Origin of the sequence: Streptomyces sp. MA5143a, assembly GCF_900290235.1 — a bacterium.
GTDB lineage: Bacteria > Actinomycetota > Actinomycetes > Streptomycetales > Streptomycetaceae > Streptomyces.
Window position 1 is genome coordinate 56,259 of record NZ_OLMK01000088.1, and the last position, 24,272, is coordinate 80,530.

A 24,272-nucleotide genomic window follows, 5' to 3' on the forward strand; every position below is an offset into this window, starting at 1 on the left:
CCGCCTCCGAACAGGCATGATGGATCTGACACTCGCTGCTGGTACTGCGTGCCGTCGGCCAAGACCGTCAACGGATCCGCCGAAGCTTCCCGGTGGCGGGTTCTCTGGGCAGACTGGGCGCATGACAGCAACATCGATGGCCAAAGGCGGCAACCTTCCCGTCGCCGCCAAGGCGGTGCACGTCGAGCTCGGCTGGTCCGGGAGCCCCGGAGGGCCGGACGCCGATGCCTCGGCGCTGCTGCTCGGCACCGACGGGCGCGTGAGGGACGACGGGGACTTCGTCTTCTACAACCAGCCCCAGCACGCTTCGGGTGCCGTGCGCCACCTGGGCAAGCGGAGCGACGGTGCCGGGACGACGGACACCGTCGGGGTGGACCTGGAGGCCCTGGAGCCGGGGATCGACCGGGTCGTTCTCGGCGCTTCCGCGGACGGCGGTACCTTCGGCCAGTTGTCCGGTCTGCGGCTGCGGCTGCTGGACGCCGCGACGGGCGGGCAGCTGGCGTTGTTCGAGATGCAGGCGACGACGGAGACCGCGTTCATCGGCGGAGAACTGTACCGGCGGGCCGGTCAGTGGAAGTTCCGCGCCGTGGGACAGGGATACGCGTCCGGACTCGCGGGGCTGGCCACCGACTTCGGGATCAGCGTGGACGAAGACCCGGCCGCCACCACGCCGACGGCTTCCTCCGCGGCCACACCCGCGCCTCCTCCCCCTCCCACGCCCGCCGCCCCGGGGACACCCGCCCCGCGGCTCGTCAAGGGCGAGGAGCGGTTGCCGGTGGACATGCGCAAGCGGCTTTCCCTGCGCAAGGAGCAGGTGGCCGTCAGTCTGCGCAAGCACGGGGCGGAGGGGGTGACCGCGCGCGTCATCCTGGTCCTGGACGCCTCCGGGTCGATGTCGATGCTGTACTCGAAGGGCGTCGTCGCCGACGTCGTCGAGCGGATGGCCGCGGTGGCCGCGCAGCTCGACGACGACGGGGAGATGCAGGCATGGACGTTCGCGTCGAACCCGGCCCGGCTGCCGGACCTCACGCTGGGCGACCTGCCGCAGTGGCTCCAGCACCATGTCCGGGTCGGTGAACTGGCGTTGTTCCGGCGCAAGAAGCCACCGAAGGGACTGCTGCCGGGCCAGGTGGACATGCGCGCGGTCGGCATCCAGAACGAGGAACAGAAGGTGATCGCCGAGGTGCGGACCTACGTCAGGGAACACCCGGCGGCGGCCCCGACCCTGGTTCTCTTCTTCTCCGACGGCGGCGTCTACCGGAACAAGGAGATCGAGACCGAGCTGCGCGAGGCGGTGGACGAACCGGTCTTCTGGCAGTTCGTCGGACTGGGACGCGCTCAGTACGGCGTCCTGGAACGGTTCGACACGCTCCCGGGCCGACGCGTCGACAACGTCGGATTCTTCGCCGTCGACGACATCAGCCGCGTACCGGACACAGAGCTCTACGACCGGCTGCTGTCCGAGTTCCCCTCGTGGATCCGCGAGGCACGGCGACTGCACATCATCTGAGCCGGCCTGGGTTCTCCTCGCACCGTCAGGTCTCCGCAACGCCGACTGTCTGCCGGCGCATGCGTCTTCCGCCTGGTGAGCGACACTGGTCCCGTGATTGTCGAACGCGCGTACGCTCATCTCTCCTCGTACGACGAGGACGCCTGGCCCTGGTCGGTGCCCTGCGTCCGCCAGCTGCTCGACGAAGGGCTGCGCTTCACCGCACCGGTGACCTTTCTGGTCGGTGAGAACGGTTCGGGGAAGTCGACCCTGGTCGAGGCGCTGGCCGAGGGGTTCGGGCTGGACTCGTACGGCGGCTCCCACGACTGGCGCCACGCCCCCTCGCGGGGCAAGTCGGAACTCGGCGGGCGGATGAAGTTCGACGCGACCTCACGCGGGCGCCGCATGATGACCAGTTGGTCGGCCCGCAAGGGCTTCTTCCTGCGGGCCGAGACCGCGTGGGACGCCCTGGACCGGGAGGGTTTCTCGCCGGACTCGGTCAGCCACGGTGAGGGCTTTCTCGCGGCGCTCCGCGGGAAGTTCCTCGACCCGGGGCTCTATGTTCTCGACGAGCCGGAGGCCGCGCTCTCCTTCTCGTCGTGCCTGGAGCTGATCGGGCACCTCGACCGGTTGGCCGGGGAGGGCGGCCAGGTCGTCTGTGCCACCCACTCCCCCTTGCTCACCGCCCTGCCGGGCGCGGACATCATCGAGGTCGGCGAGCACGGCATGCGCCGGGTCGCCTGGCAGGAGCTCGGCATCGTGGATCACTGGCGGCGCTATCTCGCCGACCCGCACGCCTATCTGCGGCACATCGTCGAACCATAGGCCGTGCCCCCCTCACCGTCACGTCGCCGCGGCCGCCTGGGCGCGGGACAGGGCGACGTCGAGGACGACGAGCAGCGCGTCCCGCACCGAGCCGGTCCGGCGGGCGTCGAAGACGGTCAGCGGTACGTGGTCGGCGATGTCCAGCGCCCACCGCACTTCTTCCAGGTCGTGTTCGACCTCTCCGTCGAAGGCGTTGACGGCGACCGCGAACGGGATGCGCTTGTGTTCGAAGTAGTCCACGGCCGCGTAGCAGTCGTCGAGGCGGCGGGTGTCGACGATGACCAGGGCGCCGACCGCGCCGTCGACGATGTCGTCCCACATGAAGCCGAAGCGGTCCTGGCCCGGTGTGCCGAACAGGTACAGCTTCAGGGTCGGGTCGAGGGTGATGCAGCCGAAGTCCATGGCGACGGTGGTGGTGGTCTTGTCGGGCGTGTGCGTGAGGTCGTCCACACCCGCGGCGACCTCGGTGATCGCGGCCTCGGTGGTGAGGGGGCGGATCTCCGAGATCGACCCCACGGTGGTGGTCTTGCCGACCCCGAAGCCGCCGGCGATGACCAGCTTGACCGGCAGCGGCGGCTGTTCAACCGCTGTCGCGGAGTGTGCCCCGTGAGTCGGGGACGGCACGGAGACCATTGATAACCCTTCGCAGTACGGAGATGTCCTGGGCGGCCCGGGCGTGCGGCACATAGATCGCCAGGTGCCCTGCGGCACACAGGTCCTCGGCGAGCACGCGGACGACGTTGAGGTGCAGGCGCAGGCGGGCGGCCAGTTCCGCGACCGACTGCGGCCGTCGGCAGGCGGCGACGATGTCGTGGTGCTCGAAGGCGAGTTTGCCGAGGACGCTGAGCCCGGCCGCCGTCGACACGATCTGGGTCTCGATCGGGATCGGTGCCGCCGCGCCTCCCCCCGACACCCGGCCGGCGGTCAGCAGGAACGGTCGGACCGCGGGAGCCCGGCCGACCGCGGCCTCCTCTTCATCGTCCCAAGTCCCTTCCTCTGTCTCCTGTGGTTCTCGTCCACCGGCCACCATGACGACCTCCTGCCTCGCGGGATGGGTCAGCCGACCACGGGGGCGCCGACGCTGTTCTTCAGCTCCATCACCAGTTGCGGGGTGAGCGCTGCTCCGGCGCGGTTGGCGAAGAGGGTCATCTCATAGGCGATGTTGCCGAGTTTCGCCTCCTTGGAGGCGACCACGCCGAGTACGGCGCCGTTTCCGATGGCGGACACCAGTACGTGGCCGCCCTCCAGATCGATGATGACCTTGTTGAGGCCGCCGAGGCCGTAGTTGCCGGAGACCCCGGCGGCGAGGCTGGTGACGCCGGACACGATCGCGGCGAGCCGCTCCGAGTCCGCCCTGTCGCGCAGTTGGGAGACCGCGATCAGCAGACCGTCGGAGGACACCGCGATGGCGTCGACGACGCCGGCGGTCTCCGTGGCGAAACGGTCGAGCAGCCAGGTGAAGTCGGCCGCGGCGGTGCGCAGATCGGTGGGCTTCGCCTGTTCGGGGGTGCTGTCATCTGTCGACATGGTCACTGCCCGTCTCCTTCTGGCCTTCTGGGGTTTTCTCGTACTGCTGTCATGCGGTCGGTGTCCGGGGCCGCCGGCGCGGCGCTGTCCTGTTCGGCCCTGCGTACGGCGGCCTCGAACTCGTCGAGTTCCGCGCGGACGGCGTCGGCGTCGGCGGGCTGTCGCGCGGCGGGGATGTTCCGGTCGACGGTGGCGGTCGTGGTGAGCGTCGCGCCCCGCACCCGCCGCCGCAGTGGCCGGGCCGTCGTCGACGGGGAGTGCCCGTCGGGGGCGCCGGTGGTGGTGTTCGCACGGGGCGGGACGCGTCTGGGCAGGTCACCGGTCGTGGACACGGCGACCGGCCGCCGTTCGGGGGTGGCCGGGGTGGCCGTCGCGGGCGCGGCGGTCTTCGGTGGGAGGACCGCCACGGGCCCGGCCAGGGCGGCGGGAGGCGGTGCGGCCTCCCCGGGGCTCAGCACCCGCGCGAGCGTCGCGGGGATCCACACGGTGCTGGTCACACCGCCGCCCGGTGTGCGGCTCAGGGTGACGCGCAGGCCCAGGTGGCGGGCGATGTTGCCGACCACGAAGAGACCGAGCACCTTGGTCGGGACGAGGTCGAGGCGTTCACGGCGGACGAGGCGGGCGTTCTCCTCGGTGAGGCGTTCCGCGCTCATGCCGAGGCCGTGGTCGATGATCTCGATCAGTGCGCCGCCGTCCTTGGTGACGTCGGTGCCGGGCCGGACGACCACCTCGACGGTGGTGTCGGACGGGGAGAACGCGACGGCGTTCTCCATCAGTTCGGCCAGCATCAGCGTCAGGTCGCCGGCGATGTCGGGGCCCACGGTGATGTCGGTCTCGGAACGCAGGGACACCCGCCGGAATCCCTCGATGCGGCCGAGGCCCGAGCGTATGACGTCGGCGAGGGTGATCGGCCTGGCCTCGACGTCGGTCTCCCGGATACCGGCGAGCAGCATGAGGCTGTCGGCGTTGCGCTGGAGCCGTACGGCGAGGTGGTCGATGCGGTAGAGCCGTTCCAGGAGTTCGGGGTCGGTCTCCTGCCGTTCCACGGCGTCGATCAGCAGCAGTTGCCGTGTGGTCAGGTTGCTGACCCGGCGTCCGACGTTGCCGAACATCTCGGCGACGTTGCGGCGGCTGAGGACCTGCCGTTCCAGCAGTGCGGCGGCGGTGACCTGCACCCGGTTGAAGGCCTCGGCCAGTTCGCCGATCTCGTCGCGCACCGGGACGGGTATCGCCCGCGGGCTGAACGGGGCGCTGTCGACGAGTTCGTCGTCCGCGACCCGGGCGAGTTCCTCGTCGGCGGCTTCGACCACCTGCCGTGCGGAGCCGGTCAGGGCGGTCAGGGGACGGATGACCGAGCGCCGGACCAGGACGCAGAACGCGAGCCAGGCGGCGAAGCCGAGCAGGGCCGCGCCGAGCATGATCCAGGCCTTGCGCAGGGCGGCGGCGGAGGCGGAGTCGGCCTGTGCGGCGGTCTGGTCGATCAGGGTCCGGGTGATGCCGAGTCGGGTCTCGGCCTGTCGCTCGCCGGCGCTGATCTTCTTGCGCAGTTCCTGGGCGCTCTGCGACTGGAGGGCGCCCGGGTCGATCTGCAGCTCCGCGAACTGGGACGTGAGGTCGTTCTGTTCGGCGGCGCGCTCGATGCCGCCCATGGCGAGCCCCTGCGCGGGTGTGGCGATGCGGCCGAAGCGGTCGGCCTGGTAGGTGTACAGCTCGTGGGCACCGGCCGCGCGCGTGTACTCGGTGAGGGCGTTGGCGTCCCGGGTCTGGGCCGAGAACACGGCGCTCTCGAACGCCGCGTGGGCGGCGTCGGCGCGCAGGATCGCGTCCAGCAGATTGGTCACCGAGGACGCCGAGGTCGCGGAGAAGCGGTCGAGGCCGATGCCGTCGATCAGGTAGCCGACGGCGGCCGCGTAGGCGGGGTCGATGTTGGCGGCGGGGACGTAGTCCCGGTCGAGCTTCTCCCGCAGGACGTCCAGACCGGTGATGTAGGCGAGGGCCTGTTCCTCCTCGGCCGGAAGGCTCGACCCGAACGCGGAGCGTACGGTCCTGACCTGCGCGTCGGTTGCCCGTTGGGCCTCGCGGTAGGCGCTGGTGGACGGCCGGGCCGCTCCGGGGCGGGCCGCCTCGTACTGCACGGACAGCAGCAGCGCCAACCGGTGTTCGGCCTGTACGTCGTTGATGAGCTTGGCGACCTGCTCGCTGTCGCGGACCAGTTCGGCGACCCGGTCGGCGTCACCGGCCTGCTCCATCTGTCCGGTGACACCGACGCCGAGCAGGACACCGACGACCGCGATGGGCGCGACGACCAGGACGTTGAGTTTCCGCCGGAACGGCCACCGGGCGAGAACGGAGCCCGCTTTCCGGCGGAGCGGAGAGGTCCCGTCCACATGGCCGGGCGGCGGCTCCACTGTGTTCGCGGGCACGCTGGTCTCCTTGGGTGTGTGCTGATCGGCGGTCGAGGTGCGGTGACCGCCGGGCCGTCGACGCCCGGGGAACGGACCTGTGCGCTGACGCGGCGGTCCGCCGGGCGTGAACGACCAGACCCGCGACGCGAGGTACTGATTCGCGTCACGTGTCCGGATCTCGTCGGCGGGAGACTACCGTCTTTGTGATCGCTGTGAGGCTGTACGTAATCAATACGTGATTACAAATTGTTCACGGCTGCCTACCGAGCGATGACCTCGCCGTGGAGGGGCAGGTCGGAGCCCTGCTACATTCCCACCCCGACGGCCCCCCGGCCACAGCCGGAGGCACCGTCATGACCGTTGTGCTGCCGGCCACCCGCTGGATCGGTCTCCTCCCCCCACGTGATCCCCGTACCCCCTCCTGCCCTCGAGGAGACCCTGTGCCCTCCACCCGCAAGGCGACGGCGGCCGTCGTCGCGTTCCTGGCCGCGGCCGCCACCACCACCGGCTGCGAGAGTGGTGCGACCGCCACCGCGGCACCCACCGCTTCCCGGGGGCCCGGTTGCCCCACGGTCCTCACCAAGGCGAAGCAGGCCGTCAGAGCGGCCGAGGACGTCAACGCCCCCTGGAGCGGCCCCACCAGCGGACCCGAGGCCGTCTCCGGCCGGACCATCGCCTATGTCGCGCAGACCATGACCAATCCCGGTGTGTCGGGCGTCGCGAAGGGCGTGCAGGAAGCCGCGAAGGTCATCGGCTGGGACGTGCGCACCATCGACGGGCAGGGCACACCCGCAGGCATCCGGGCCGCGTTGGCCGAGGCCATCGCCCTCGAACCGTCCGGCATCGTCATCGGCGGCTTCGACCCCGGCTCCGTGAGCAAGCAGGTCGCACAGGCCGACGCCGCGGGGATCCCGCTCATCGGCTGGCACGCCACCGCCGCCCCCGGCCCCAGCACGAAGCCCAAGCTCTTCAGCAACATCACCACCAAGGTCGAGGACGTAGCGAAGATCAGCGCCGACTGGATCATCGCCCGGTCCAACGGCCGTGCCGGCGTGGTGCTGTTCACCGACGCCTCGATCCCCTTCGCGAAGCGGAAGTCCGAGCTGATCAAGAAGGAGCTGGCCACCTGCCCCGACGTCGATCTGCTGAGCTACGAGAACATCCCCATACCCGAGGCCAACACCCGCACCGTCGAGAAGGTCTCCTCCCTCCACTCCCGCCTCGGCGACAAGTGGACGTACTCCGCCGCCATCAACGACCTGTACTTCGACCATGCGGCACCCGCCCTGCGCGCGGCCGGGCAGAAGGGCGACGGCGCACCGTTCAACATCGGCGCCGGTGACGGCGACCCGTCGGCCTTCCAGCGCATCAACGGCAAGCGGTACCAGTCGGCCACCGTGCCCGAGCCCCTCAACGAGCAGGGCTGGCAGATCGTCGACGAGTTCAACCGCGCCTTCGCGGGCGAACCGGCCAGCGGGTACGTCGCTCCCGTCCACATCACCACCGCGGACAACAGCGGCGGCTCACTGTCCTGGGACTCCGAGGGCTACCGCCGGGCCTACCGCAAGATCTGGGACAAGTAGCGCCGTCAAAATTGCGCGAGAACCACGACACAGTGGCACCGCTGGGGCCTTTTTGCCCTCTCATCAGTCAGACAGTCTCCGTCCCCACCTCGACCAGTGGGGACGGCGGATTCTGACCGTTCAGGGGGAACGCATCCATGTCCACGTACCACCACACACGAACCACACCGAGACGCCTGCCGCGTCTGCGACTCGCCGGTGCCGCCGTGACCGCGCTCGTTCTCGCGGCGACGGGATCGGCGACGCAGGCCATGGCCGCGCAGAACGCGCCGCAGAAGCCGGGTTCGGCGAGGACGACCACGCCGCCCGTGCCCACGCTCACCTGGACCGACTGCCAGGGCGGGTACGAGTGCGCGAACGCGGACGTTCCGCTGGACTACCGGGCACCGCGAGGGGCCAAGATCACCCTCGCGGTGATCCGCAGGAAGGCCGCCGACCCGGCCAAGCGCAAGGGCACGCTCTTCATGCAGCCCGGCGGACCGGGCAACTCCGGGGTGGACTTCGTCCGCAACAACTACGACGACCTCCCGGCCGCCCTCCGCGACTCGTTCGACGTCTTCGGCTACGACGTCCGCGGTGTCGGCCGCAGTTCGGCGCTCACCTGCTTCGACGACACCCGGTACTCGAAGGCCGTCACCGACGCCAAGGGTGTGCCCGGGCAGGGTGCCTTCGGGCCGGCGCTGCGCGAGGCCGCCGAGTTCAACCAGGCCTGTCTCGACAACTCGGGCTCGCTGCTGCCGTATGTCGGCACCGAGTACGTCGCCCGTGACATCGACCTGCTGCGCCGCGCCCTCGGTGAGGAGCAACTGACGTACTACGGGCGGTCGTTCGGCTCGTACATCGGCACCGTCTACGCGTCGATGTTCCCCGAGCGGGTGCGGGCGCTGACGCTCGACGGGGCGTACGACCCGTACAAGTACGCCCACCGGCCCTACGCGTACGACCGGGCCCAGTACCTGGCGTTGGACGGTTCGATGGGCCGCTTCCTCGACTGGTGCGCCGCCGACCAGGCCACCTGCGGGTTCGGCGACGGCGACCCGCGTGGGGCGTTCGAGCAGCTGAAGAAGGACCTCGACGCGAACCCGGTCACCACGGCCAACGGCGGCAGGGCGAACGGCTACACACTCGTCTACCGGCTGATGTTCAACATCAACGAGGGCAAGGTCATCTGGCCCTCCCTCGGCGAGGCCCTCAAGAAGGCGCAACTGCGGGACAACACGTCCTTCCTTCTCCGTCCGCCGTCCCCGGCGAGCTTCGACTTCCTCGGCCCGAACGTGGTCGTCGAGTGCGTCGACAAGGACTACCCCGGGAGCCTGCGGCAGCTGCACCGGAACGTGACGGACAACGCCGAGGACGCGCCACTGCTCGGCCCGGCCATGGCCTACGGTCCGCCCACCTACGACCACCAGCACGCCACCGCGTGCGTCCAGTGGCCCGCCAAGACGCCCAGCCGCTACGACGGCTCCTTCCGCGCCCGGGGTTCGGCGCCGATCCTGGTGCTCGGCACCACCGGTGACCCGGACACCCCGTACCAGGACGCGGTCGCGCTGTCCCGGCAGTTGGACAACGCCTCGCTGCTGACGTTCGACGCCGAGGGACACACGGCGTTCGGCCGCAGCGCCTGCGCGACGGACGCGGTCGTCGACTACCTCGTCGACCTGGAGGTCCCGGCCGCCGGGACCACCTGTGCGGACGAGGTGCAGCCGCCGTCCTCCGCTCCGAAGGTCGCCCCGCCCGGGACGACGCTGAACGAACTGCGCAACGGCGTCGACGAGCGCGTGGAGCGCATCGGCGACGTGAGCTGACCGGCTCGCGCTGCGGGCTGGTCCATGAGCGGACGGCTCCGATCGCCGGAGCCGTCCGTGGGACGCGGAACCGGGGGCGCCCGCCCCTCGATGGCGAGAGGGCGTGCCGGGCGTCGCGACGCCGCGGAGAGCCGTCAGAAGGGCCCTGGTCGGAGAGAGCGAGCCGGTGGGACTGCGCATTCATTTCACGTACGAGGACCTGGCGCGGGTGGTGCTGGCGGAGGAGCCCGACCCGCTGTGGGAGGGGCTGCTCAGCCTGCATCTGCTGCAGAACCGCGACGGCCCGCTGGTCTTCGGCCCCTGGCGGCGGGCCACGCGGGGCTCCTTCGACCCGGCGCTGTCCCGGCTGCGTCACCTCGCCCCGCCACGCGGCTACTCGGCGGACTTCCTGACGCCGACAAGCGCCTCCGCCGGGTTCGAGGCGGGAGTGGACGCACTGCTCGCCACGCCCCGCGCCCGTCTGCGGACCGACCTGACGGAACTGTCCCTCGCCCGGCCCCTGCCCAGTTGGGCGCGCCCGCTCGCCGACGGCGACACCCAGGCGCTGCGCGGGCTCGGCGGCCTGGTCCGACGGCATCACGAACGGTTCGTCGCCCCCTTCTGGACCGAGGTCCGCACCCGTTTCGACGAGGCCCGGTCGGTCGCGGCGCGGGCCATGCTGCGGTCGGGTTTCGCCGGTCTGGCGGCGGGGCTGCATCCGAGCGTGCGCTGGTCGGCGCCGGTGCTGTACATCGCGGGCGCCCATCTGCGGGGAGACCTCCACTTACAGGGCCGAGGTCTGCGGATCATTCCGTCCTTCTTCTGCTGGCCCGGCCCGATCGTGCTCAAGGACGGCTCCCTGCCGCCGGTGCTCGTGCACCCGGTGACCCATGACCCCCGCTGGCTGGCGCCCCCGCGAACGGCCGGTGCCGGCACCCACCAGGCGCTGGCCGCGCTGCTCGGGAGGTCGCGGGCCGCCGTCCTGGAGGAGGTGGTCGAGGGCCGGACCACGAGCGAGATGGCTCTGCGCCTGGGGATCAGTCCGGCGACCGTCAGTCACCATGTGTCGGTGCTGCGGGAGTCGGGCCTGCTCACGAGTCGACGGATCGGTGGCGCCGTTCTGCACACCGTCACCGGCCTCGGCACGGACCTTCTGGGAGGCGGCCCGGCCCGCGGAATTCGGCCACGCCCGAAAGTCGTGGTCCGGGTCGACCGGTGAGGGGACGATGGGGCAGCTGAGCCGACGACCGGCCCGGTCCGTGTGATTGCGGAACTCGGGCGTTCACGGATATCGGGAGCGGGGCGCCCGCTCCGTTTTCGGTTGACGGGAGCGCGATCAGAAGGCCGGCTCGGTGTGTTCCTGGTGCGGTCCCCGGCTGCGTGCTTTGAGCAGCGTGTCCCGCAGGCGCTCGTGGGCCATGGCGAGGCAGGCGTGGACGGCGCCGCTCGCCACCGAGAGTCCCAGAACCTGGGAAACGGTGGTGATACGGGGAACGGCCGACAGGGTGTGCCCGAGCCGCTCGCGTACCTCGGGGAGGACCTCGTCCACCAACGGGCTCAACCTGCCGACGAAATAGACGGATTCCGGATCGAGGGTCACGGCGACGATGCTCACGGCGGTGGTGAGCGCCGTCGTGAACGCGTTGAGCGTCGCCGCACGGGCTGATCGGTGCTGCGGAGTCGGCGACAGGTCCTCGACGTGTTCGATGTCCCATCCGTGGTCGCGAGCGAACTTCACCAACCCGGCGGTGCTCAGCAGCTCGTTGAGGGTGTGGTCGTCGACGCCCGAGGAGAGGGCACCGATGTCGCCGAAGGCGGGGGTACGGCCCCGAGCCAGTTCATGGTCCTTGCAGGTGGCGAAGTTCAGGGTGCTGCTGACGCTGAACAGGGCGGCGTTGCGGATGCTCGTGTCGTCCGTGAGCACCTGGAGCAGGGACGCGTTCGCGTCACTGTCGAAGGTCACCGGGGCGTCCAGGAGCTCCTCGACGGTCCGCTGGAGATCCCTGCCGGAGAAGATCCTCATGCGATCGGCGGGCCGGAAGACCTCGGCGCCGTCGCGGACGTGGGCAGGCAGTGCCGCGACGACCTGGCGCAGTGGCCCTCGTGCGGACGCCGCCGTCCGCGCGATCAGGTCGACCAGCCACCGGCCGGCCGCGGGAACGTCGTCGTGCTCGACCGTCGGAACGATCACCTGGCCGATCTCTCGACCGCGCAGGTCGGTCACCAGCACGCCGGTGGTCACGGCGCCGAAGCCGACCCCCACGACATGGCCGGCCGTCTCGGGCACATCGAGGTACGTCGACGGACGGCCACGCCCGACGACGGCGTCGACTCCCCCGTCCACGACGAACCCGTCGGCGCGCAGTTCCTCGACGGCACGCGACACCGTCGCCTTGCTCAACCCTGTGACGTCGATGAGCTTGTTCCTGGTCAACGGCGCACAGGAGAGAAGCACATCAAGGACACGTGCCTTGTTGTAGTCGCGTGGTGTGGGGTTGATGCTGCTCACCTCATGACCTTATCGAGACCGTCCCTGGTCCGAACCAGGGGTCTCAGCCGGGGTCGCGCCGGCCACGGGTGCTCAGCAGGCGGGCCACGGTCTCCTCCAGGGCGACGGACATGGCCCGTTCGACGTTGACCCAGTCGTCCCTGGCGTGCTCGAGGAGGTAGTCGCGGCGCTCCGGTACTCGTTCGGCGCGCCAATGGGTGACCAGCGCGCGCAGCGTGAGGCGGGCCAGCGCGGCAACGGGCAGGAGCGGGAGTTCGGTGTCCTTGATCGGACGAGCTCGCTCGTACCCCGCTACGAAGCCGCATGCCTCGTACCAGGGATCCTCGGGCGTCCGGCCGAGCAGGTTCGCGAGCGAGACGGCGGGATCGAAGATCAAAGCGCTGCGCATGCTGTCACCGAAGTCGATCACTCCGGTGACGAAGCTGTCGGTCCGTGGGTCCACCAGGACGTTGTAGGGGCTGTAGTCACCATGGATCACCTGGGTCTCCAGTTCACCCAGCCGCGGAACGACCGTCTCGTGGAAGAGGCGGAAGACTTCCCGGGCCAGCCGACGGTGCGCGGGGTCGGGCGTGTGGTCGATCAGCTCCCGCAGTTGGCCGAAGTACCGCAGGTCCCACACGAGGCGCCGTTCGTCCGCGGGGTGGCTGAACGACCGCAGAGCCAGATCCACTCGTCCGAGCATCTGCCCGGCCAGGGCCAGCTGGTGGGCATCGGGGTCCGCCCGCGCCAGAACGGTGCCTTCGACGAAGTCGAGGACACGCAGGACCCGCACCGCGCCGTCCTTCGTCTCGATCGGTACGTGGTCGCCGCCTTCGACGGTCTCCTCGACCCGCTGGGTGGGGAGGTGAGGGGCTGTGGAGTGGAGGTGGCGCATCACGGCCGTCTGGAGAGCCACGACAGCCACCGCCTCGTCGGGCGGGGACACCTTGACCAGGTGGTCGGCCGTGTCGGTGCGCAGCCGGAACGTGTCGTCCTTCTCGGTCGCCAGCCGTTCGAGACGTCCGCTCAGTCGGTAGTGCCGGGCCAGGAGCGTGTCCACCACCCGCGTCGCGATGGGCTCGTGGGACGACGCCAGGCCGCTCTCCTCGAACAGGTGCTGGGCGATACGTGCGGGGGGCGAGGTGTTCACCGTGCGGTCCCTTCGGGCGGTCGGGCTTTCGGCCTGCTACAGGCGCTTCTCGGCGATCTCCGCGAACGTCTCGAGGAAACGCGTCACATCGTCCGAGTCGAAGGCCAGCGGCGGGCGGATCTTGAGCACATTGACTGCTTCGCCGGTGCCGCTGATGAGGACACGACGCTCACGCATGTCGTTGATGACATGGTCGGCGAGGACACGGTCGGGTTCCAGCGACTCCCGGTCCTTCACCAGCTCGACTCCCACGTACAGGCCGCTCCCGCGGACCTCCGCGACGTAGGGCGACTCGCGGGTGATCTCCTCGAGACCGGCGCGCAGTGCCGTGCCGTTGTCGAGGACGCGCTGGCGTACGTTCTCCGCCTCGAAGACGTCCAGAACCGCCGCGCCGGCCGCGACCGCGATCGAGCTGCCCGCGAAGGTGTTGAAGTACCGGACGTTCCGTCCGAACTCCTCGCACACCTCAGGCCTGAACACCACGCCGGAGATCGGCATGCCGTTGCCCATGGGCTTGCCCATGGTGACGATGTCCGGAACCACCTCATGGCGGCTGAACCCCCACATCGCGTCTCCGAGCCGGGCGAATCCCGACTGCACCTCGTCGGCGATGTACACGCCGCCCGCGGCGTGCACTTCCTCGACCATGTCACGCAGGTAGCCGACCGGATCGGTGAAGAGGCCGTCGCTGGAGTACGCGCAGTCCGTGATCAGCGCCGCGAGCCGGTAGCCGTGGCGTTCGAGGTCGCGGACGGCGCCGCGCACCTGGCTCCGCATGTGGTCGGCGAGCGAGGAGCCGGGCGGGACGAGTCGTGGATCCGGAGCGTCGATGACGCGGACGTTCGGCCCCAGCGGTGAACCCGTGCCGAGCGTCGGCGAGAAGCTCGCGACCTCGCGAGTGAGACCGTGGTAGGCCCAGCGTGTCACCACGATGCCCTCGCCGCCCGTGTGGAAGCGCGCCACGCGTACGGCCAGGTCGTTCGCCTCCGATCCGCTGCACGCGAAGCTGACCCTGGAGAGCCCTTCGGGCATCGTCGCGAGGAGGCGCTCGGCGTAGTCGACGAGTGATTCCTGCACGTAGCGCGTGTTGGTGTTGACCGCCGCCAACTGCCGGGAGACGGCCTCGACGACGTGCGGGTGGGCGTGACCGACGCACGGCACGTTGTTGTAGGCGTCGAGGTAGTCGTTGCCGTCCCGGTCGAAGAGGTGAGCGCCTCGGCCGGAGACGAACTCGACCGGCTCCCGGTAGTTGAGCGCGTAGCCCGGGCCCAGCACGTCGTTGCGTCGTCGGACGGTGGACCGCAAGCGCTCGGGCAGATCGCCGAGCGCCGCGGGATCGAACCTGTTGGGGTAGTTGGCCAGCGCCCGACTCGGTGTCGACGTCATCAGCAGATCCCCTCACTTCATGGCGTGCACGCAGCTCGTCGCGGCTGCCTCAGGAGGAGCCTACCAGATTTTGTTTCAGTTCCAGACTGAAATACAAATCGCGGTGCCCGCTACGACCAGGGCAGGACCAGCGCGCCCCAGGCGACGATGGGGCCGAGGGCGACGATTCCGCCGGTGTAGCCGATGACCTGGCGGTAGAAGCGGCGGGGGTCGACGCCGCGGGCGTTGCTGAGGACGAGGGCGCCGTTGGTGGAGAAGGGGGACGTGTCGACGATCGTCGTGGAGATGGCGAGGGCGGCGATCAGTCCGGCGGCGCTGAGGTGGCTGGAGAGCAGCAGTGGGACGGCGATGGGGATGATCGCGGTCAGGATCGCGGTGGAGGAGGCGAAGGCGGACGTGATGGCGACGGTGAAGCACAGCAGGAGGGCGACGACGAGCGGTGCGCCCAGGCCCGCCGCGTGCTCGGAGATGCTCTCGATGACGCCGGCCTTCTCCAGCATGGCGATGTAGGTCATCATGCCCGCGACCAGCAGCAGCGTGGACCAGCTGACGCCGTCCACGGCCTTCTCCTGTCGCTTCATGTCCACCAGGGCCAGCAGGGCGCCGGCCGCCAGGGCCAGGAAGCCGATCTCCAGGTGGAAGCCGAGGGCGCCGACGACGAGGGCGAGCAGGCAGGCGAGGGTGAGCCACTGGCGCCAGTCGGGCCTGCCGGACACGGCGAGGTCCTCGTCGGCGGCCGGGTCGTCGGCTCCCTCGGCCAGCGGTGCGGGGCGCTTGGCGAGCAGGGCGTAAGTGAGCGCCGAGAGAACGAGGTTGATGACGAAGCTGGCGCTGAACAGCGTCACCGCGGAGACATGCAGGTCGGTCTTGTCGACCAGGCCGAGGACGAGCGCGCCGGAGACGGCGAGCGGGGAGAACGCGCCCGCGTGCCCGCCGCTGATCACCATCATCCCGACGACCAGCGGGTTGAGCTTGTAGCGGTAGGCGAAGTTCATGCCGATCGGCGCGAGGATCGCGACCGCCGCCGGCGTGAACGTGCCGAACGCCGTCAGCAGAGCCGCCACCAGGAACAGCACCCAGGGGATGAGCGCGACCTTGCCGCGCACCAGCCGTACGCCGGCCGCGACGAGCCAGTCGATGGTGCCGTTGCGGCGGGCGACGGAGAAGAGGTAGGTGACACCGACGATGGTGACGAAGAGCTTCGCCGGGAACCCCTCGAAGATCTCGTCCTCGGTGAGGCCGAGCGAGGCGGTACCGACCGCGAAGGTGGCGACGAAGGCGAGGATGCCCAGATTGATCGGCAGCACCGTGCCGACCACGAACATCACCAGCAGCGCGCCTATGGAGATCACTTCAGCAGACATCTTTGTCCTTGGTGCGATGGGGAGGGGCGCGCCCCGAGGGCGCGAGGTCGTCCCGGTGCGGACGGCTGGGGTACCGGCCCACCGAGGTGATGTTCGTCCCGGTTCAGGCGGCTCGCGTGGTGCCTGTGTCCGGGACGTAGATGCGGGCGTCGGCGAGCAGCCGTGCCGCGCGTTGCACGGTGACCCGCCGGGGCAGGCCGTCCTGTACGTCGGTGCAGCGGACCGCGACGATGCCGGCGGGGGTGCCGAGGCGCAGCCATTCGTCGGTCGGGCCGCCCGTGGTCCGGCAGACCACGGAGCCGGTGACGAGCCCGGCCGCCGCGACGGCGACGGCGGAGGTCAGACCGATCGCGGGGTGCGGGGCGTTCATGCTGAGCATGCGCACCGAGACGTCGTAGTCCTCGGCCGCGACCGGTTCGCCGAGGGTGGTGGTGTACGCAACGGGCGGGCCGACCAGGCCCACCTTGGGCACCGCGTCGCCGGGTTCGCCGCCCGGTTCGAGCAGCCCCATCAACGGTGCGGCGGCATGGCGCACGGAGCGAAGCCAGGGCACGTCGGTGTCCATCCGGTCCAGGGACTCGGCGCCGGTACGCCCGGCGTCGAGGGCGTCGACGAGGACGACGGGGGCCCCGGCGTCCACCATGGTCACCCGTACCGGCTCGGCGTCGGCGACCCGCAGGCTCTGCGCGGCCTGTCCGGTGGGGAGCAGTAAACCGGTGGTGCCGCCGGCCGGTTCGAGGAAGGTGAGACCGACGGCGACCCCGCCGGCCCGGGTGCCGGGCACGGTCTGGCGGCCGAAGTGGTGGACGACGCCTCCGGTGGTGTCGACGAGCCCTTCGAGGACCGCGCCGGTGTTGGTGTTGCGCATCACCACGCGGGTCCGGTCGCCGGTGATCGCCACCATGCCCTTCGTGACCGCGTAGAGGGCGACGCCTGTGGCGCAGTTGCCGCAGTTGCTCGTCCACTCGACCGCGCCGGTGCCGATGCCCACCTGGGCGAAGAGGTAGTCCACGTCCACGCCGGGTGCGGAGGAGGCGCTGACCACCGCCGCCTTCGAGGTGGTGGGGGTCGCCCCGCCCACGCCGTCCAGTTCCACGGGGTCGGTGGCGCCGTACGCGGAGACCAGCAGCTTCTCCAGCCGGCCACGGTCGGCGGGGACGTCGACCTGGTTGAACAGCCAGCACTTGCTGGTGCCGCCACGCACCAGGGTCGCGGGAGTGTGCACGTCTGAGGCTCTTTCCTGCTCAACGAGGGGAGGTGAGGGCCGAAGCGGTGGTGACCGGCGCACTGCGGGCCGGTGAACCGCTCGGCGACTGCGGAGACCTTCGCAGAGACGTGACTTCGGAACAATCGCAGTTCGCTTCACATGGGTTCAGCTCAGCTAAAGTCACAGGCATGCTGAACGTACGTCGTCTGCTGCTGCTCACCGAGGCGGCCGAGCGCGGTTCGCTCACCGCCGCGGCGGAGGCGCTGGGCATGACCACGTCCGCCGCCTCTCAGCAGATGTCCCTGCTGGAGCAGGAGGCCGGGCAGCCCCTGGTCGAGCGGCTGCCGAGGGGGATCCGCCCCACCCCCGCGGGCGCCGCGCTGGTCGAGCGAGGGCAGGCGATCCGTCGTGAACTGCGCGCCGCGCAGGCCGACTTGGATTCCTTCACCGCCCTCGACCAGGGCACGTTGCGGCTCGGGTCCTTCCCGACGGCGAGCGCGTCCCTGCTGCCCCTCGCGCTCACCCGTTTCCGTCGCCGTCACACCGGAATCCGTATCGAGGTGCGCGCGGGCGTTCTTGAGGAACTCCGGGAGATGCTGCACACCGGGGAGGTGGAGCAGGGGCTGCTCTGGGACTACGAGTGGAACCGGGTCGACGATCCGGCGCTCTCCCTCACCCACCTGCTGGACGACCCCACGGTGCTGGTGGTCCCCGCCGACTCGCCCCTGCGCACGCACCCCTCGGTGCGCCTCGGGGATCTCGCGGACCAGGAGTGGATCATCCGCGCCGACAACCACCCGGTCGCCGATGTCCTGCGTCGCAGCTGCCGCCAGGCGGGGTTCGAGCCGCGCATCGCCTACGCCTCGCACGACTACCAGGAGGCGCAGGCCATGGTCGCGGCGGGGCTCGGCATCGCGCTCGCCCCGCGTCTGGCCCTCACCAGCCGCCGCAGCGACGTACGTCTGCTGCCCTTCGCCTCCGACGTGCCCGCGCCCACCCGCCGCATCCTCCTCGCCCGCGCCGCGGCCCGCCCCGCCACCCCGCCCGCCCAGGCGATGGCCCGCGTCCTGCGCACGGTGGCGCAGCGGTTCACCGCTCCCGGACTGCACCGGGCCCAGCTCGGGGCGGTTCGACCCGGCTGACGACGAGGGGCGATCCGCGGGCCGCAGAAAGGCCGTGCCGCCGCGGAGGGGGGTCCGCGGCGGCACGGCAGGGAATGGGCAGGTCAGGCCCAGGGGGTCACTGCGGTGAAGGAACTGTCGGCTCGGAACGTGTCGCTGTCCTGGTAGGTCTCCACGCGGAGTTCGTAGTTGTAGTGGCGGAGGTAGCGGCCGGGGTAGTTGTACGACTCCAGGCGGACGGAGCCGGCGACGGTGCCCGGGCGGGCGCAGTAGGTGGCGTCCTTGTTGAAGACGGCCGTGTTGTTGCTGGTGTCGAAGCGGATGCGGAAGTCCCAGTGGCGCAGGTAGCGGCCGGAGGAGTCGCGGAACGAGTAGCAGTTGGCGTCGGCGAGGCCGGGCACGACGGTGAGGGTGGCGCTCTGCTTGACGGCGGTGGTGCTGGACGTGGTCACCGGGTCGATGTAGCCGAGGCTGTCGGAACGGACCGCGACGTAGCGGCCGGGATAGTTGACGGACTGCAACGACCGGGTGGTGTTGGTCGGCAGGGTCACACCGCCGGAGACGGTTTCCTTCAGCACGGTGAGGTGACGGGCGAAGCCGGTGAGGCCGGGCAGCTCGGTCGGTGTCGACCAGGTGGCGAAGTTGTCGTAGCTGTCGCTGTACCAGTACTTGCCGGCGCTGTAGCCGTCGTAGTAGATGCGCCAGCCGCCGTTGTCGAGCGGCACCAGGGCCGGGCCCTCGACCCAGTCACCGAAGCCCGCCCAGTTGCCGGTCTTCCGGAACGTGTAGGGGCCGGTGAGGCTGGAGGCGGTGGCGTACTCGATGTACTTCGTCGTCTCGTTCTTGGTGAACGCGTGGTACGTGGAGCCGACCTTGACGATGAAGGTGTCGATGTAGTTCGGGCCGATGCCGGACAGCTGGGTGGGCGTCGACCAGGTGGTCAGCGCGGAGTTGGTCGCCGTGATCTTGTAGGCGGTGAAGTGGGTGGCGGTGCTCGCCGACGTCAGCGACACGATGACGTTCACGCTGCCGTCGGTGTCGATGAACCACTCGGGCGCCCAGGTGCGGGTGAGTCCGCTGACCGGGATCGTGTAGTTGTACAGGAACGTCCAGTTCACCCGGTCGGTGCTGCGGGCGAAACCGATCGTGTTCCCGGTCCAGTTGGTGGTGTAGGTGATGTAGTAGAAGCCGTCGGTGTGCTTGAAGATGCTGGGGTCACGGATCAGCCCGGACGGCGGGGTGTACGCCGGGCCCTTGCGGAGGGTGAAGCCGGTGGCGTCCGGTGAGTCGTAGACGTACATGTTCGACTCACTGGAGTTGGTGAACGCGGTCATCGTGTACCGCGTGGCCTGCCCGGCCGGAGGGGCGGCCGCGGCGGCGGTGCCCTGGAGGGCGGGGAAGCCCAACAGGACCAGCAGCAGCGGGCCCAGCAGGGCGAGCAGCGTTCTCTTGCTTCTTCTCAACTTTTCCTCCGGGCTGTGCCTGTGCCGCCTGAGCGATCACCGCCGCGACGGGAATGCCGATTTGTTCGGAATTACGAACACTGTGCGACAGCTCGTGCAGAAGATAGATTTCCGCCACGGGCGCGTCAATGTTTCCGACGGGTTCGGTTCCGTTTACGTCGGCCTCCTCGGCCCACGGTTCGACACATCCCATGTCCGACGTGGCCAAGTGGGCCTGATTGAAGCCGATTCGGCCGTGATGAAGAAACATGTGTCGCAAGGCTAGACACGGACAACGTTCGTATCCCTTAATCCATCCCATGTGTCAGCGGGGAGGGCCGAAGCGATCGCAACCGTGTGGATGTTCGACCCCTCAGCGGCAGCGCGCCAGCCCGTGACGTGCCGCCCAGGACCGCCGGACATACGAACCCAATCCACCCCACCACCAGAGATTTCTGGTCACGGAAACGGTGAGAGATGTCTTTCTCCCTCAGCAGACGGCGCCTCCTGCAAGCAGCCGGGGCCACCGTCGTCGCCTCTGCCACCGGCTCCCTCGTCGGCGCGTCCTCCGCCCATGCGGTCGTCCCTCCCGCCAGGGCCGACATCGGGGTCTCCGCTCACCCGTTCGACTTCGGCCAGGTCCGGCTCACCGCGAGCCGCTGGCTGGACAACCAGAACCGCACCCAGAACTACCTGCGGTTCATCGATGTCGACCGGCTGCTGTACAACTTCCGCGCCACCCACAAGCTGTCCACCAACGGCGCGGCCCCCAACGGCGGCTGGGACGCGCCGAACTTCGGCTTCCGCACCCACATCCAGGGGCACTTCCTCACGGCATGGGCACAGCTGTACGCGGTGACCGGGGACACCACCTGCCGGGACAAGGCCACGTACATGGTCGCGGAGTTGGCCAAGTGCCAGGCCAACAACAGCACTGCCGGTTTCAACCCCGGGTACCTCTCCGGCTACCCCGAGTCCAACTTCACTGCTCTCGAGCAGGGAACCAGTGGCGAGGTGCTGTACTACACCATCCACAAGACCCTCGTCGGCCTGCTGGACGTGTGGCGCCTCATCGGCAGCACCCAGGCCCGTGACGTGCTGCTCGCCCTGGCCGGATGGGTCGACTGGCGCACCGGCCGGCTGACCAGCCAGCAGATGCAGACCATGCTGCGCATCGAGTTCGGCGGCATGAACACCGTGCTGACCGACCTCTACCAGCAGACGGGCGACGCGCGGTGGCTCACCGTCGCCCAGCGGTTCGACCACGCCGCGGTGTTCGACCCCCTGGCGGCCAACCAGGACAAGCTCAACGGACTGCACGCCAACACCCAGGTACCCAAGTGGATCGGCGCCGCCCGGGAGTACAAGGCGACCGGCACCACCCGCTACCGGGACATCGCCACCAACGCCTGGAACTTCACCGTCAACGCGCACACCTACGCCATCGGAGGCAACAGCCAGGCGGAGCACTTCCGCGCCCCGAACGCGATCGCCGGCTTCCTGAACAACGACACGTGCGAAAGCTGCAACACCGTCAACATGCTCACCCTCACCCGGGAGCTGTTCGCGCTGGACCCGAACCGGGTCGAGCTGTTCGATTATTACGAGCGGGCGTGGCTGAACCAGATGATCGGCCAGCAGAACCCGGCCGACGACCACGGCCACGTCACCTACTTCACCCCCCTCAAGCCGGGAGGTCGACGCGGGGTCGGCCCGGCACTGGGCGGCGGCACCTGGAGCACCGACTACGGCACCTTCTGGTGCTGTCAGGGCACGGGCCTGGAGATGCACACCAGGCTGATGGACTCCATCTACTTCCGCACGGACACCACGCTGATCGTGAACATGTTCGTGCCCTCGGTGCTCACCTGGTCGGAGCGCGGCATCACGGTCACCCAGACCACGACCTACCCGACCAGCGACACGACGACCTTGCAGGTCACCGGCAGCGTCAGCGGGACCTGGGCGATGCGCATCCGCATCCCGAGCTGGACCACCGGAGCCACCGTCAGCGTCAACGGCGTCAAGCAGAACATCACCACCGACCCCGGCAGCTACGCCACCCTGAGCCGCTCCTGGACCTCCGGCGACACGGTCACCGTCCGCCTGCCCATGCGGGTCGTCATGCGAGCGGCCAACGACAACCGCAACGTCTCCGCCATCACCTACGGTCCCGTGGTCCTGTCCGGCAACTACGGCAGTTCCACGCTCACCTCCCTCCCCTCACTGGACACGTCCTCGATCACCCGGACCAGCAGCAGTTCGCTCGCCTTCACCGCCACCGCCAACGGCTCCACCGTCAACCTGGGCCCCTTCCACGACGCGCACGGCCACAACTACACCGTGTACTGGAACGCCGGCGGCACCTTCCGCCTCGTCAACGCGGCCAGCGGTCTCCTGCTGGGCATCCAGAACATGTCCACGGCCAACGGTGGCCGGGCTCTGCAGTGGTCGGACAACGGCACCGCCGACCACGACTGGTACATGGTCACCGACGGGGACGGGTTCCGCTTCCGCAACGCCCACAGCGGCAAGGTGCTGGGCGTCCTGAACATGTCCACGGAGGACGACGCGACCGTCCTGCAGTGGTCGGACAACGGCACCGCCGACCATCGCTGGACGCTGCTCGACCAGGGCGACGGGACCTACAAGATCCGCAACGCGAACAGCGGCAAGCTGCTCGCCATCGCGGACAACTCCACCGCAGTCGGCGCGTTCGCAGTCCAGGACTCGGACGACGGCTCCGCCGACAACCGCTGGCGCATCGTACGGAACTAGGGTCCGCCGGCGGCGGCAGTTCTTCCTCGCCCTCCGCCCTTCCTCCTGCTCGGCACTTCGACCACCGTTCGATATGGCGAACATCTGAGAAATGAGGCCCCATGCGCAGACGTGGTTTCAGCCGCAGACATCTGTCCGTGGCGCTCGCGGCCCTGGTCGCTTCGGCGGCGACCCTCGTCGCCAACCCGGCCCAGGCGGCCACCAGCGGCGCCCTGCGCGGCACCGGTTCCGGCCGGTGCCTGGATGTGCCCGGCGCGAGTCAGACCGATGGCACGAACCTACAGATCTGGGACTGCTGGAGCGGGGCCAACCAGCAGTGGACGCTGACCGACAACAACCAGCTCACCGTGTACGGCAACAAGTGTCTGGATGTGCCCGCTCACGCCACCACGCCCGGTACCCGGCCGGTGATCTGGTCCTGCAACGGCGGTACGAACCAGCAGTGGCGGGTGAACACCGACGGCACGGTCGTCGCCGTGGAGTCAGGGCTGTGCCTGGCGGTCACAGGTTCCGGCACGGCCAACGGCTCCGCGGTGGAGATCGCGACCTGCAACGGCGCCGCCAACCAGAAGTGGACCGGCCTGTCCGGGTCGGGCACCACGTGCTCCCTTCCGTCGACGTACCGGTGGACCTCGACGGGTGCGCTGGCGCAGCCGGCGAACGGCTGGGCCGCGCTGAAGGACTTCACCACGGTGATGTACAACGGCAAGCACCTGGTCTACGGGACGAACTACGGGACGAACTGGGGCTCGATGGCGTTCGCCCCCTTCACGAACTGGTCGGACATGGCCTCGGCCACCCAGACCGGGATGAGCCAGGGCGCCGTGGCGCCCACCCTGTTCTACTTCGCGCCCAAGAACATCTGGGTACTGGCCAGCCAGTGGAGCGGCGGCTGGGCCTTCAACTACCGCACATCGACCGACCCCACCAACCCCAACAGCTGGTCCGCGCCGCAGCCGCTGTTCACCGGCACCCTGCCCAGCACCGACAACTCCCCCACCGGCCCGATCGACCAGACCCTGATCGCCGACGGCCAGAACATGTACCTGTTCTTCGCCGGTGACAACGGCAAGATCTACCGGGCGAGCATGCCGATCGGGAACTTCCCCGGGAACTTCGGCTCCTCGTACACGACCGTCATGAGCGACACGGCGGACAACCTGTTCGAGGCTCCGCAGGTGTACAAGATCCAGGGCCAGAACCAGTACCTCATGATCGTCGAGGCGCGGGGGGCGAACGGGCGCTACTTCCGCTCGTTCACGGCCTCCAGCCTGAGCGGCACATGGACACCGCAGGCCACCAGCGAGAGCAACCCCTTCGCCGGCAAGGCCAACAGTGGCGCCACCTGGACCAACGACATCAGCCACGGTGAGCTGGTCCGCGACAACCCCGACCAGACCATGACCATCGATCCCTGCAACCTCCAGTTCCTCTACCAGGGCCGGGGCGCCACACCGGCGGGCACCCCCTACGAGAAGTGGCCGTACCGGCCGGGCGTCCTCATCCTGCAGCGCTGACCCGCACGACCACACGCACTCGCGGACAACCGCTGTCGCGGCGGCGACGCTCACGGGCGTCGCCGCCTGCCCTACACCGACACCCCTGCGCGACGGCGTGGCGGCCACCATGGAGGCGGCCACCTCCGTCGACTTCGCGCTGCTCGCCGACCTGCACTACGGTCTCACCCCCGACCTTCTGCTCCGCCGCCCCCATGAGGTCAGCG

At 69.6% G+C, this 24,272-nt stretch carries 18 protein-coding genes; 8 read left to right on the forward strand and 10 right to left on the reverse strand.

Annotation, left to right across the window (positions count from 1 at the left end):
• Window positions 1–121 precede the first annotated feature (121 nt).
• Both SMA5143A_RS32715 and SMA5143A_RS32720 read left to right on the forward strand, forming a co-directional pair.
• A complete protein-coding gene (locus SMA5143A_RS32715; RefSeq protein WP_107466470.1) occupies window positions 122–1,510 on the forward strand; it encodes a VWA domain-containing protein in 1,389 nt (462 codons plus the stop codon).
• A 93-nt stretch (window positions 1,511–1,603) separates the two neighbouring features.
• Window positions 1,604–2,314: an AAA family ATPase gene (locus SMA5143A_RS32720; RefSeq protein ID WP_107466471.1), complete on the forward strand. Its 711-nt coding sequence runs from the start codon at window positions 1,604–1,606 to the stop codon at window positions 2,312–2,314.
• 18 nt (window positions 2,315–2,332) lie between these two features.
• On the opposite strand, the gene SMA5143A_RS32725 is transcribed toward SMA5143A_RS32720, so the two are convergent.
• Genes SMA5143A_RS32725 through SMA5143A_RS32740 form a run of 4 tightly spaced genes read right to left on the reverse strand, consistent with a single transcriptional unit; the run spans window position 2,333 to window position 6,264 of the window.
• A complete protein-coding gene (locus SMA5143A_RS32725) occupies window positions 2,333–2,947 on the reverse strand; it encodes a GTP-binding protein (RefSeq protein ID WP_107466472.1) in 615 nt (204 codons plus the stop codon).
• Complete coding sequence (locus SMA5143A_RS32730) at window positions 2,895–3,341, reverse strand: DUF742 domain-containing protein (RefSeq protein ID WP_107466534.1); 447 nt, start codon at window positions 3,339–3,341, stop codon at window positions 2,895–2,897. The genes SMA5143A_RS32725 and SMA5143A_RS32730 overlap by 53 nt, the downstream gene beginning before the upstream one ends.
• A gap of 29 nt (window positions 3,342–3,370) precedes the next feature.
• Window positions 3,371–3,847: a roadblock/LC7 domain-containing protein gene (locus tag SMA5143A_RS32735; RefSeq protein ID WP_181362111.1), complete on the reverse strand. Its 477-nt coding sequence runs from the start codon at window positions 3,845–3,847 to the stop codon at window positions 3,371–3,373.
• Window positions 3,844–6,264 carry a sensor histidine kinase gene (locus SMA5143A_RS32740; RefSeq protein WP_107466473.1) on the reverse strand — a complete coding sequence of 807 codons (2,421 nt, stop codon included), beginning with the start codon at window positions 6,262–6,264 and terminating at the stop codon, window positions 3,844–3,846. Before SMA5143A_RS32740 ends, SMA5143A_RS32735 begins: the two co-directional genes overlap by 4 nt.
• Window positions 6,265–6,686: 422 nt before the next feature.
• On the opposite strand from SMA5143A_RS32740, the gene SMA5143A_RS32745 reads away from it, so the two are divergent.
• From SMA5143A_RS32745 to SMA5143A_RS32755, 3 genes are all read left to right on the forward strand, one after another.
• On the forward strand, window positions 6,687–7,829 hold the full coding sequence (locus SMA5143A_RS32745; RefSeq protein WP_258193867.1) for a substrate-binding domain-containing protein: 1,143 nt from the start codon (window positions 6,687–6,689) through the stop codon (window positions 7,827–7,829).
• A gap of 137 nt (window positions 7,830–7,966) precedes the next feature.
• Window positions 7,967–9,634 (forward strand): alpha/beta hydrolase, encoded by a 1,668-nt coding sequence (locus SMA5143A_RS32750; RefSeq protein WP_107466475.1) that lies wholly within the window; start codon window positions 7,967–7,969, stop codon window positions 9,632–9,634.
• A 166-nt stretch (window positions 9,635–9,800) separates the two neighbouring features.
• Complete coding sequence (locus SMA5143A_RS32755; RefSeq protein WP_107466476.1) at window positions 9,801–10,832, forward strand: winged helix-turn-helix domain-containing protein; 1,032 nt, start codon at window positions 9,801–9,803, stop codon at window positions 10,830–10,832.
• 117 nt (window positions 10,833–10,949) lie between these two features.
• On the opposite strand, the gene SMA5143A_RS32760 is transcribed toward SMA5143A_RS32755, so the two are convergent.
• The 5 genes from SMA5143A_RS32760 to SMA5143A_RS32780 form a co-directional block, all read right to left on the reverse strand.
• Window positions 10,950–12,122 (reverse strand): ROK family transcriptional regulator, encoded by a 1,173-nt coding sequence (locus tag SMA5143A_RS32760; protein WP_258193868.1) that lies wholly within the window; start codon window positions 12,120–12,122, stop codon window positions 10,950–10,952.
• Between the two features lie 43 nt (window positions 12,123–12,165).
• On the reverse strand, window positions 12,166–13,251 hold the full coding sequence (locus SMA5143A_RS32765; RefSeq protein ID WP_107466477.1) for a phosphotransferase: 1,086 nt from the start codon (window positions 13,249–13,251) through the stop codon (window positions 12,166–12,168).
• A gap of 36 nt (window positions 13,252–13,287) precedes the next feature.
• Window positions 13,288–14,637 carry an aspartate aminotransferase family protein gene (locus tag SMA5143A_RS32770; protein ID WP_107466478.1) on the reverse strand — a complete coding sequence of 450 codons (1,350 nt, stop codon included), beginning with the start codon at window positions 14,635–14,637 and terminating at the stop codon, window positions 13,288–13,290.
• Window positions 14,638–14,747: 110 nt separating this feature from the next.
• Window positions 14,748–16,001: an SLC13 family permease gene (locus SMA5143A_RS32775; protein ID WP_258193869.1), complete on the reverse strand. Its 1,254-nt coding sequence runs from the start codon at window positions 15,999–16,001 to the stop codon at window positions 14,748–14,750.
• A gap of 103 nt (window positions 16,002–16,104) precedes the next feature.
• On the reverse strand, window positions 16,105–17,226 hold the full coding sequence (locus SMA5143A_RS32780; protein WP_107466480.1) for a PrpF domain-containing protein: 1,122 nt from the start codon (window positions 17,224–17,226) through the stop codon (window positions 16,105–16,107).
• A gap of 170 nt (window positions 17,227–17,396) precedes the next feature.
• On the opposite strand from SMA5143A_RS32780, the gene SMA5143A_RS32785 reads away from it, so the two are divergent.
• Complete coding sequence (locus SMA5143A_RS32785) at window positions 17,397–18,350, forward strand: LysR family transcriptional regulator (RefSeq protein WP_055513880.1); 954 nt, start codon at window positions 17,397–17,399, stop codon at window positions 18,348–18,350.
• Between the two features lie 83 nt (window positions 18,351–18,433).
• Here SMA5143A_RS32785 and SMA5143A_RS32790 read toward each other — a convergent pair whose 3' ends face one another.
• Window positions 18,434–19,792, reverse strand: a complete 1,359-nt coding sequence (locus SMA5143A_RS32790) for a glycoside hydrolase family 43 protein (RefSeq protein WP_107466481.1) — start codon at window positions 19,790–19,792, stop codon at window positions 18,434–18,436.
• 456 nt (window positions 19,793–20,248) lie between these two features.
• On the opposite strand from SMA5143A_RS32790, the gene SMA5143A_RS32795 reads away from it, so the two are divergent.
• On the forward strand, window positions 20,249–22,549 hold the full coding sequence (locus SMA5143A_RS32795) for a beta-L-arabinofuranosidase domain-containing protein (RefSeq protein ID WP_107466482.1): 2,301 nt from the start codon (window positions 20,249–20,251) through the stop codon (window positions 22,547–22,549).
• Window positions 22,550–22,650: 101 nt separating this feature from the next.
• A complete protein-coding gene (locus SMA5143A_RS32800; protein WP_107466483.1) occupies window positions 22,651–24,066 on the forward strand; it encodes a non-reducing end alpha-L-arabinofuranosidase family hydrolase in 1,416 nt (471 codons plus the stop codon).
• Window positions 24,067–24,272: the final 206 nt, after the last annotated feature.